Here is an 11,989-nt window from a genome sequence, read left to right on the forward strand (position 1 = left end):
GTTTCTAACATTGTCTCAATATGTTATTTAAGTGATCAAAACGTCATTTTTATGTAACGACACGTTTTTTTCGATGGAAAATAAGACTGTTTATTTTTTAAACCTTGAAATCGGCTGGCTCTTTTGAGGTAGCAGGTGAAATTAATTATGTGTAAATAAATGAGAGCGTAGATATTTGAGAGGAAGGCTAGACACGTGTAAAGAAGGGTAGACACATAGGTCTACCCCTACGCGGTTAGATATTCGTCTTTTTTAGAGCGTTCGCTAGCAATGCTCTATGCTTCTCTACTTCCTCTTTGTAATTCGGATCTTTGACGATGTTTTTATTTTCATCAGGATCTTTTGTCAGGTCATACATCATTTCAGCAATGACGACACCTTTTTTATTTTTGAATAATGTATACCTAAAACCTTTGGTACGGATGGTGTCTCCCAATTTCCAACGGCTTAATGCATATTCTTTGATCTCTTTTTGATGATCTTGAAGCACTGGAACCAACGAACTCCCTTGAAGTTGTGCAGGTTGCGATAAACCAGAAAGGTCACATAGTGTAGGGAAAATATCTACAATTTCAGCAAAACCTTCCGCAGATCCTTTCTTAAATTTCTTTCCTTTGGGTGGTTTGATCATCAAAGGAACTCTCAAAGCAATATCAAAGTTAGAATGCTTACACCAGAAAGTGTGTTCTCCTAATTGCCAACCGTGATCGCCCCAAATGACAATAATCGTATTATCATACAACTTTTGAGCTTTTAATTCATCAATTAAATCACCAACCAAATAATCCGCAAAACTTACTGAAGCATAATAACCGTGTTTCAACGTTTTGGCCAATTGCTCATCCACATCACCTTTCTTCGGTACGCCATTATACGCTCTTAGTTCTCCCCAAGAGGTCTTTGCTACGTTAGGAATTCCTTCAGGAAGGAAGTTATTATCGGGTGCAGGAATGTCATTTTCATTGTATAAATCCCAAAAACGCTCCGGTGCTACGAATGGAAGGTGCGGTCTTGCCAAACCTACCGCCATAAAGAACGGTTGATCTTTTTGCTTCAATTCTTTCATCTTCTTTTTCGCTTTTGCGACCGTTCTGCCATCTAAAAAGTCTGTATCCTTACTGTTTTTTACTTTTTCATAAGGTTGGGGACGTTTGTAAGGAGGAATTGGGTTTTCGCTTTCCTTTACCAACTCATCGGAGTGGTATTCAAACATATCTTCTGCAACCACTAACTCCGACCAAGTTCTTTCGGAGGTGTCTTTTTTACCATGAATTACTTTACCAATCGAATATGTATAATAGCCATTTTCTTTGAAATGCTGACCAATTGTCACTGCTCCAGGCATTTCCTTATCGATTTTTGCTCCCGCATCTACAAACCTTTTCAAAGTGGGACGCACGCCAGTATGCATAGAAGCTCTTGAGGCTCCACAAACGGGAACTTGACAAAATGCATTGTTAAACGTAGTAGAATGCTGACTGAGCTGATCAATATTGGGCGTTTTGATTACCTCATTTCCATAACAACCTAATTCGGGTCTTAAATCATCAATTGTAATCAATAAGATATTCGGTTGATCTTGAGCGAGTGTCATAGCAGGGACACAAAGCATCCCCGCTAAAATATATAAGAGTATTCGTTTCATTTTAGATAGAAGCTTTTGTTTCTGCAATCCAAGAAGTGATCATTTGAGCCATTTGTTTTGACTTTGGATCGTTGGCATTGTAGATATTTTTGGTTTCGTAAGGGTCCGTCTTCAAGTTATACAACTCATAGCGTTCTTCTTTGTAAAAGTACATCATTTTGAAGTCGCCATCTCTTGCTACCGTCACATGTATATCTCCGGTTGAATTGGGTCTTGCCTTCGGCGAATGCCAGAAAATAGTTCGATCTTCTGACTTCCCTTTTTTGATATTATTTTTAATGCTAATACCGTCTAAATGCTCTGTAGGATAAAGGTTTAATCCACAAAGGTCCAGCAATGTAGGGTATAAATCCGTGTTCGTTGTCACTTGATGGACAACACCATGCTTAGAAATCTTCGCTCCACCAAAAATCAACGGTACTTTTGTTCCGCCTTCATAAGTGTGTCCTTTTCCAGCTCTTAATGGAAGGTTTGAAGTCGCCAAATCTCTATTACTGTTTAAACCTCTGTTAGATAATCCGCCGTGATCAGAAGTAAATACAATAATTGTATTCTCATACATTCCTTTCGCTTTCAAAGTCTTTACAATTCTGCCCAAACTTTCATCTACTGAAGCTACCATTGCACCGTAAACAGGGTTGTTTTGATGCATTTTCATCGTGCCGTCTTGCTTGGTATATTCAGGCCCTTCAAAGGTCATTCCTTCTAACTTCGTTTTGTACTTTTTAATGTCTTTCTTTTTTGCCTGAAAAGGAGTGTGTACCCCATAGTGGCTCAATACTGCAAAGAAAGGTTTTCCATCATGATCTGTATTTAAGAATTTGATCGTCTCATCCGTCAAACGGTCCGTCAAATATTCACCTTCTTCACCTTCATCCAATCCAATGATTTTACCATGCCCTTTACCAATTTTCTTTGGATTTTTCGGAACGTTGTAAGGATAAAAATACGATTGGGGTGCTCCCGCCGCACATCCTGCTACATTAATATCATATCCTTTATTGTGAGGCCATTCATCTTCTTCATGACCCAAATGCCATTTTCCAGCAAAATACGTATGATATCCTTGGTCTTTAAAAGCCTGACCGATTGTTTTTTCATTGTCATAAAACTTCTTACCCTTGATCGTATTTTCATTTTTGGCAGGAATGCCCGCTCTTGCTGGATATCGTCCTGTTTGCAAAGCATATCTTGAAGGCAAACACCTTGGGTGCGCCACGTATGCATTGGTAAAATCAACTCCTTCTTGAGCTAATTGATCAATGTTAGGTGTTTCATAAAAATCTGCATCGTGATGCGAAATATCGAAATACCCCAGATCATCTACTAAAAAAATCAAGACATTTTTCTTCTCTTGTGCCCAAAGCACATTACTGAACAGTAAAAGAAAAATGATGTTGTATATATTTTTCATTTCGTTTGTTTTTATGTAGGGGTAGACCTATGTGTCTACCCGTGTTTCAAATTATATGTCGCAAGTGTTACGCCGACTGGTATCACTTGAAACATTGGTAAAAACCAAAATACCGTGCACCATGACTGAAGTTATGGGCTTGTGATACTAACTCCGCCAATACTAAAGTGTTGTTTCCGCTTTGAACCTTCAAGACTTTAGTCTTGATTAGGTTACAATATCACTTGCTCATAGTTTTAACTATGGTGCTCAAAACACTTGTACTAAACCTATTTTAATCGTACCGGATAAATGGCTTTTTCTGGAATGCTGAATTCAAAGCTTCCTTCTAAATAACCTTCAGTCACCAAGAAATCATCCATTTCCTGCATTGTTTCATAGTACCATCTATTGATTGTACCTTTTTCATATCCTTTTTTTCTCCAATAGCCTTCATTAAAAAACGAGTGTTCAGCACCTTCATAGACTTTCATCTCACATTTTACGCCGAGTGCTTCGCATTTTGATTGCACGTCTTTGGCTAATGGCAATGGAATGACTTTATCTCTATCTCCCAACATCACCAACATATCTGGAAAACTTTTATGAATATTCTGACGAGGGCTAAACGATTGCCAAGTTCTTCCTTTCTCCTCTAATTCTTTTGCCACTAACCTATGTGCATATCCTTCTTTACTCATTCCCATCACTGGATTAAATAAAATCAACAAATTAGGCTTGTAATCTTTTGCTTTGATTCCATCAGTTAATGGCTCAATAAAAGCTAAACTTAAAGCGAGTTGCCCACCTGCAGAACCACCTCCAACTACTATTTTGTTCGGATTTGCTCCATATTTTTTAGCATGTTTTCTCACATAACGCATTGCAATTTGTACGTCTTCCACGGCTTCAAAAATAGTCGTGTTATTTCTTTTTCTTACTCTGTATTCTGGACAAAAAACAACTAACCCTCTATCCGCCAAATGTCTTGCTTGCGAATAAAAGGCTGAAGGACTACCATTATTCCAACCTCCACCGTGAATCAAAACTACTGCACCTTTCGATGATGCCATTTTTTCAGGTTTAAAAATATGAAGTTTCAATTGCAAAGAATCCAAATCTCTATAAGTCACTTTTTCATCAGGACTTACATTTTGGGCTTGAATTGAAAAAGAAATAAAGAAGCTAATTAGTAGTAATAATATTCGTTTCATTGTCATACATCTTGTAGGGGTAGCCCCATGTGTCTACCCATGTTTACGTTTGTACATTCCAAATTACAGGAATAAATACATGTTTAAATATACATAATTACTCCATAAAATTATCAACAAATAACCAACAGTGGGCAGACACATAAGTCTGCCCCTACGGTTACATCGATGGATAATTAGGTTTGTAGTCGTTTAAGTTCAACTTCTTCGTTTCACTTACTTCAAGCTTCACTTTCTTCAGGTCTTTATCTCTTGAAGAGTTACCTACCATAATAGTGAACGCTCCTTTTTCTACACCCCATTCCATATTTTGATCAAAGAAAGCCAAATCTTGAGTCGTTAATTCAAACGATACCGATTTTGATTCCCCTGCCTTTAAAGCTACTTTTTTATACGCTTTTAATTCTTTCACCGGACGAGTAACTGATGAATAATCATCTCTGATATAGACTTGTACCGTTTCTTCACCGTCTTCTTTACCTACGTTTTTCACATCACAAGTCACTGTAAATGTATCATCACCTTTGATTTTTGATTTATCTAAAGCGACATTTCCAATCTCATATTGTGTATAAGACAAACCAAAACCGAACGCATATAATGGATCTTTGTTTGTAAACTTATACTTATGGAAGTAATGCGAAGGCTTGTGATTATAATATAGTTTAACTTGACCTACTGTACGAGGTACCGTGATTGGTAATTTTGCCGTTGGATTCACATCACCAAATAAGATTTCAGTAATGGCCTGGCCTCCAAAACTACCTGGCTCCCATGCTTCTAACACTGCACTCATGTTATCTTCTAACCACTCTTCACCGATTGGTCTACCGTTTACTAATACTGCTACTACAGGCGTTCCAGTCTTTTTGATGGCTTTGATCAATTCTAACTGACGACCAGGAAGATTGATATGTGCTCTATCCGTATTTTCTCCACAAGTCTTGTTTTTCCAATCATAACGTAACGAGTTCTCACCTACTACTACAATGGCAATATCTGCTTTAGAAGCTTTTGATGCTGCTGTAGAAATCGCTTTGTCTGTTGTTTTACCAATGATTTCACCACTGTTATAATAATCCAACTCAAAACCTTTGTCTTTTGCTACTGCTTCTAAACCTTCTTTTACCGTTATAATTCTATCTTCCGGCTGATACCAGTGCCAGTCACCCAAAATTGTTTCGTTGTTAGCGTTTGGTCCAGTGATAAATACTTTTTTGTATTTATTTTTTGGTAAAGGTAAAATACCATCGTTCTTTAACAGCACAATCGACTTTCTTGCAATCTCTAAAGCTGTTGCTTGGTGTTCTTGATTGAAAACGACTTCCTCTGCTTTTTCCTCTAATACATAAGGGTTCTCGAAAAGACCTAAACGGAACTTCACTTCCAAGATCTTCGCTACAGCATCATCTACTCTTTCTTCAGGAACGATTCCTTTCTCTACTGCTTCAACAATTGATTCTGTAAACTTAGGACCGTGCATGTGCATGTCCATACCATTATTCACTGACATACGGAAAGCGTCATCTAAACTTTCTGCTTGACCATGTAACGTATGAATACGCTCAATATCCATCCAATCAGACACATAGAAACCTTCAAATCCATATTCCTTTCTCACAATATCGGTCATAAACTCTTTGCTAGAGTGACAAGGAATACCGTTAACTTCGTTATGTGCTGTCATGATAGAGAACACATTTGCTTCTTGTACTGCTCTTCTATAAGGAGGTAAATGCACTTCACGGATAGATCGCATAGAAAGGTCTAATGGAGAAGCATTTGTACCGTTTAATGGCTCACCACCACCGATAAGGTGTTTCGCACAAGCAATTACTTTTTCAGAACCCGTAAAATCATCTTGCTGGAAACCTTTGATCATTTCCACACCCATATTACCTACTAGGTAAGGATCTTCACCAAATGTTTCACCTACACGACCCCAACGAGCATCTCTTGCAATATCAATATTGGGAGTAAATGCCCAGTGAGAACCCGTTGCTCTCATTTCTTTTGCCGTCTCTTTTCCTACTCTGTATGACAATTCTTCTTCAAAAGTACTTGCCAAACCAATTGGTGTAGGATAGATCGTTGCCCCATAATTTAAGCCATTACCATGAATCGCGTCGATACCTATTAATAGAGGAATCTGTAAACGTGATTTCATTGCTAAACCTTGAAGGTGATTGGCCTCCTTCGCAGAGATAACATGTAAAAAAGAACCTATTTTACCTTCTTCAGTCATTTTTGCAATATCCGAAGAATGTAAACCAGGATAAAAACCTAACGCATCATTATTATGTAACTCTTCCGGTGACAGATCTTCCTCTGCCTTTTTCATATGTTCTAAACCAACATATTGTGCCATCTGCGCTACTTTTTCCTCTAGCGTCATTCTAGACATTAAGTCTGCTACTCTATCTTTTACAGCTACCTCGCTGCTCTTGTAAATTGGTTGATCATTACTAGCTCTCGTCTCGCATGATACCATACCATATGCCATTGCCAGAATGACAATGCCTGTCATTAATCTTTTCATAGTCTCACCAAAAAAATAATAATTCATGTTCACAAAGCTCTTGATTATTCCCTATAAGTAGGTTCAGAAATAATTCTTAATACTTTGAAAAAAGTTCTTCCCCTTGGGTTGAAGAATCACACACATTCATCATTATTCACTGATAAATAGTGTTTTAAGTCGATTTTTAAACATTGAACTATTTTCAAACCTCCCGGAACTATTCCTCATACTAGCGTTTGAAGTACACTTTATAATATTGCAGTAGAACATTAACATAATGGATTAATAAAGTTTAATTAAAAAACAGTAATTTTGGAATGAAAAGATACTACGAAATGGAATGAAATGATCACTTATTAATGTATGAGTTCAGACGCTAAACTCATTATTAACTACATGTTATCAGCACGATCTGATATATTTTTTTAATAACTAAAGATACTCTCAGTAGCCCTTATATAATAGGCCTGCTGTAAAACAAATACGAATATGAAGCAGTATAAATTTATACTCTCAACTCTCTTTTTGTTTCTCTACACTATTAACTTCTCTTTTGCACAAAATCAAGAAAACTATACAGTAGAAGGTATAGTAAAAGATGAAAACGGTATTTCTTTACCCGGAGTTAATATTTACGATAGAGAAACTAGAAAAGGAGTAAAAACTGATTTTAATGGCAAGTTCAAAATCCAGCTTGAAAGAGGAACGACACTCGTTTTTTCTTTTATTGGAATGAAAACGCAAAGAATTGAAGTAGATGCTTTCGATACTTCTCTCCACAATCTAGAGGTGACACTTAAAGAAGATTTAGAACTACTCGATGAAATCGTAGTAGTAGGTTATGGCAGCCAAAATGCCAGTGACCTTACAGGTGCTGTTTCCCAATTGAAGGAATCAGATGATGTAGTAAGACAATATCAAAGCGTAGACGGTTTACTTCAAGGTAGAATGGCAGGCGTGCAGGTAACAAGCAACATTGGTCAACCTGGCGGTGGTATCAGCGTAAAAATTAGAGGTGTGAATTCACTTCGTGGCAACAACGAGCCTCTTTATATTGTGGATGGTATTGTGATCAGTTCTGCTGGTGAAGACACGAACAGTGCTTTTTCGGATGGCAACGAGGACCAAGGCGTACATAACGGTCTAGCGGGGATCAACCCAAGAGATATTGAATCCATTGAAGTATTGAAAGATGCTTCTGCTACGGCTATTTATGGTTCAAGAGGTGCCAATGGTGTCGTTTTGATCACTACTAAAAAAGGTAGTAAAGGCGCGGCCAAAATCAATGCTTTTGTGAGTACTGAAGTAGCAACTATTTCAAAAAAAATAGACGTACTTGATGCCCCTGCTTATGCTCAAATGACCAATGAAGTAGCCATCTTGAAAGGTTTACAACCAAAATTCCATTTGGAAGGTGGTAATATTTATCCTATTGAAAACGGAAATATAAATCCTTCTCCTCTTACACAGGTCAATTGGCAAGACGAAATCTATCAGCCTGGTGTAAGCACAATGGCACAGCTGTCTGCTTCTGGTGGTTCTGACAAAACGAAATACTACATTTCAGGTGGTTTTAATGACTTGAATGGTATTGTAGAGAATTCCAACATGAAAAGTGGTGATTTGAGAATGAACCTCCAAAGCAACCTGACTGATAAATTAAAAGTAGATGCAAGAATGTCCGCATTCTATTCTCAAGGTCAATTTGCTCAAAGTGGTTCTAAAGGTGGCAGTAGCCGTTCATTTACTAAATCAGTAGTGAACTTTCAACCGATTTATGAAAATGATGCTTCTATCTCAGACATCGGTTTATCAAGCCCGCTTTCTTTCATCCAAGATTACGAGGACCTCACCAATGAGTTAAAAATTCTAGCTTCATTAAATGCTACTTATTCTTTCAATAAATACTTCAAATACCAAGTAAGAGCAGGTACAAGCTATAGAAGCAAAGACCGTTCGATCTGGTACGGAAAAGATACGCAGAAGGGTAGTCAGACAAATGGTGCTTTAGGTATTTCTGGTTTAAACCGCTACTCTTACACGATTGATAACTTATTGATGTTCAATAAAAAATTCAATAAAAAACACAGAGTAGATGCTGTTGTAGGTTTTGTAGTGGATGGAATTACGAGTACACAAAGTAATTCAGAATCTGAAAACTTCCCTGTTCATTCACTAAAAGCAAGAGCTCCGCATTTAGGACAGACAATCGTAAGACCTTATACAGAGTTGACAAGTACAGAACAGTTGCTTTCTGGATTAGGTAGAGTTACTTATACATATGATAATAGATATACAGTAACAGCAACAATGAGGGCTGATGGTTCATCAAAGTTCAAGGAAAAAAATCAGTTTGGTTACTTCCCTTCAGCAGCGGCTGCATGGCACATTTCTGAAGAAACTTTCTTGAAGGCAAGCGATATCGTTTCTAACCTAAAATTAAGAGGTTCTTGGGGTCTGACGGGTAACCAAGGTATTACGCCTTACCAGACTTTCAACAACTACGGTATTGTTTATTACACTGATTATAATAACAATATCCTTATTGGTGCAGGACCAAACAACATTGCCAATCCTCATTTGAAATGGGAAACAACACAACAAACTAATGTTGGTTTAGACTTTGGTTTCCTTGGCGGAAAGATCTACGGATCGATTGACGCTTACTATAAAACAACGGATGATTTATTACAGCAAATTCAAATTCCGCCATCAACAGGATTTACGGCTTACCTAACCAACAGAGGTTCTATTGAAAACAAAGGTATTGACTTGATGTTGGAAACTGTGGCTTATGCGAAGAAAGACTGGACGATCACTGTAGGTGGTAATATTTCATTCGTAAGAACAAAAGTATTGGATTTAGGTATCCCTGAAGCTCCTGTTTACATCAATGGTCAAGAGCAAATGGCTTCATATTATTTAGGCAACAATATTTCTTCAGGAACTTATTTCAAGCAACCTGCCAATATCTTTATGAAAGGACAAGCTGTAGGTGCATTCTGGGGTTATAAAACCAATGGTATTTACCAATCAGATGAAGCGGCCGCAAATGGTCCTACTGTAAACGGCAACACTCCTCAAGCTGGAGATATCGCTTTTGTTGATCAAAATGGAGACGGAAATATCGATACTAACGACATGACCATCATTGGTAATCCAAACCCTACCTTCACTTTTGGTTTCAACACAAAAATCACTTACAAAAACCTTACAGTGAGTGCATTGTTTACAGGAGCGTATGGAAACGATATTGTTAATGGTAACCTTCTAATTGAAACAGATGCTTACCAAACCAACAAAAATGTAAGACCGGAAGCGTATTACAATGCATGGAGACCGGGTGACACTAATGCCACTTCTCCACGATTAGGACACAACGATCCTACGGTATTCACAGACCGCATTGTAGAAGACGGAAGCTATGTGAGGTTATCCAACCTGACTATCGGTTATGATGTTCCTTTAAAATCAGGAAGTATAGAGCGTATGAATATTTTCTTTGCAGGAAGAAACTTATTCACTTTGACAAATTACTCTGGTTACGATCCTGAATTGACAACATTCATGGGCGATGGAAGCATCATGGGCGTTGATTGGAACTCTTTCCCTAACGCGAGATCATTTTCATTAGGTCTTAATGTCACTTTCTAAATCAATTCTTATGAAAAATAGATTAATCCTATTCTTAGCCTCCTTACTTATTGCAACTTCGAGTTGTTATAAAGAGGACCCTCCGTTTTTAAGTGATGAAAATCTTTTTATCACAGATGAAGGCGTAAAAACAGCAGTGAATGGTATTTACTCTTCCGTTGCAGGTTTTACGTATTACAGTTCTGATTTAATTCAGCTGACCAACTTCCACTCTGGTATGTTTCAGTCCAGCAGAAATCAGGATCAGAATGGCATTGCTTCATTAAACCCCTTGCCTAACCTTACTTTTGTTGAAAACGTTTGGAAATCTTCATACACTTCTATCAACAGAGCAAATTCAACGATCCAAGGTATCAAGGAGTTTCAAGCAGAACCTTCTGAAACCGTGTTGAATGAACTGGGACAGACACACTTCTTGAGAGCATTAGTGTATTTCAATTTGGTAAGATTATACGGTGATATACCATTGAGATTAGAAAGTGTAGACAGTGAAACATTGCATGCTCCTAGAGTGGCAACTGACAGCATCTATACTGTGATTATTGATGACTTGAAAATTGCGGAAGCAAATCTGTATGAAAATGGCCTTCAAACTATTGGAAGACCTGCAAAAGAAGCGGCAAACATGCTTCTGGCTCAAGTTTATATGACATTGGCAGGTAATGAAGGAAGCGGTTCTCCGTATTGGGAAATGGCCAAAGAAGAAGCTTTGAAAGTATATGGTAAATATACGCTAGTGAGTGATTTTAATTCTTTATGGGAATCTGGCAGTAGAAATAATAATACAGAATCCATTTTTGAAATTCAATATAACCAAGCCAATAGCGGAAATGTGATCCGTTTGCATACGCCGAGTAATGCATTTATCGGTCAGTCTTGGGGTAGAATTATGTTGAATCCTGAAGTAATTGATGCTCATCAGAGTCAATATCCTAACGATCCTCGTTTTGAGGCTACTGTTATGTACAATTACATGAAGTACAATGCGGATGGTTCAGAAGCTGGAGAGCAAAAAATTTACCCTTTAGCAGCAAGAACTTCAAAAGCTAGAGCTTTCCCATTTGTGGCAAAACACTGGATTACTGATCCTAAAACACCTACACCTTATTCTGACGCCAACTTTGTAGTGATGCGTTATGGTGAGTTGTTATTGATGCTGGCAGAAATCACGAATGAAGTAGATGGCCCTGCGGCGGCTGAAATCTATGTCAATGAAGTGATTTCTAGAGCTAGAAACTCTGCAGGTGGTGATGGTATTGCTCCAGAAAACTGGGCAGGTTTATCACAGGATGAGTTCAGACAAAGAATTATGAGAGAATACCAGTACGAATTGCTTGGTGAAGGCGGTGCTTGGTATAGAAATAGACGAAGAGGTTTAGACTACTTCAAAACGGAGGTGATTGATGTACACAACAACAGAATTGCAGAAGACGGCTTTCAGGATTTTGATCTTCTTTATGAAAACCCTGAAAAAGCAATGTTGCTTCCAATTCCAATGGCGGAAATCAACACCAACTTGGAAATTAATGCTGACGATCAAAACCCTGGCTACTAAGCCATGA

General features: G+C 37.9%; 6 protein-coding genes. 2 read left to right on the forward strand and 4 right to left on the reverse strand.

Annotation, left to right across the window (positions count from 1 at the left end):
• Positions 1 to 235: 235 nt before the first annotated feature.
• From AVL50_RS05310 to AVL50_RS05325, 4 genes are all read right to left on the reverse strand, one after another.
• Positions 236 to 1,645: a sulfatase gene (locus tag AVL50_RS05310; RefSeq protein ID WP_082795675.1), complete on the reverse strand. Its 1,410-nt coding sequence runs from the start codon at positions 1,643 to 1,645 to the stop codon at positions 236 to 238.
• A gap of 1 nt (position 1,646) precedes the next feature.
• Positions 1,647 to 3,059 carry a sulfatase gene (locus tag AVL50_RS05315; RefSeq protein WP_082795676.1) on the reverse strand — a complete coding sequence of 471 codons (1,413 nt, stop codon included), beginning with the start codon at positions 3,057 to 3,059 and terminating at the stop codon, positions 1,647 to 1,649.
• Between the two features lie 269 nt (positions 3,060 to 3,328).
• A complete protein-coding gene (locus tag AVL50_RS05320; protein ID WP_172826766.1) occupies positions 3,329 to 4,252 on the reverse strand; it encodes an alpha/beta hydrolase in 924 nt (307 codons plus the stop codon).
• A 160-nt stretch (positions 4,253 to 4,412) separates the two neighbouring features.
• Positions 4,413 to 6,791, reverse strand: coding sequence for a glycoside hydrolase family 3 N-terminal domain-containing protein (locus AVL50_RS05325; RefSeq protein WP_172826767.1), 2,379 nt, complete (start codon positions 6,789 to 6,791; stop codon positions 4,413 to 4,415).
• A gap of 471 nt (positions 6,792 to 7,262) precedes the next feature.
• Here AVL50_RS05325 and AVL50_RS05330 point away from each other — a divergent pair, with 471 nt between their 5' ends.
• Positions 7,263 to 10,427: a TonB-dependent receptor gene (locus tag AVL50_RS05330; protein ID WP_063850557.1), complete on the forward strand. Its 3,165-nt coding sequence runs from the start codon at positions 7,263 to 7,265 to the stop codon at positions 10,425 to 10,427.
• A gap of 10 nt (positions 10,428 to 10,437) precedes the next feature.
• Positions 10,438 to 11,982 (forward strand): RagB/SusD family nutrient uptake outer membrane protein, encoded by a 1,545-nt coding sequence (locus tag AVL50_RS05335; protein WP_172826768.1) that lies wholly within the window; start codon positions 10,438 to 10,440, stop codon positions 11,980 to 11,982.
• The last annotated feature ends 7 nt before the right edge of the window (positions 11,983 to 11,989 follow it).

Origin of the sequence: Flammeovirga sp. SJP92 (assembly GCF_001583495.1) — a bacterium.
In the GTDB taxonomy this organism is placed as follows: domain Bacteria; phylum Bacteroidota; class Bacteroidia; order Cytophagales; family Flammeovirgaceae; genus Flammeovirga.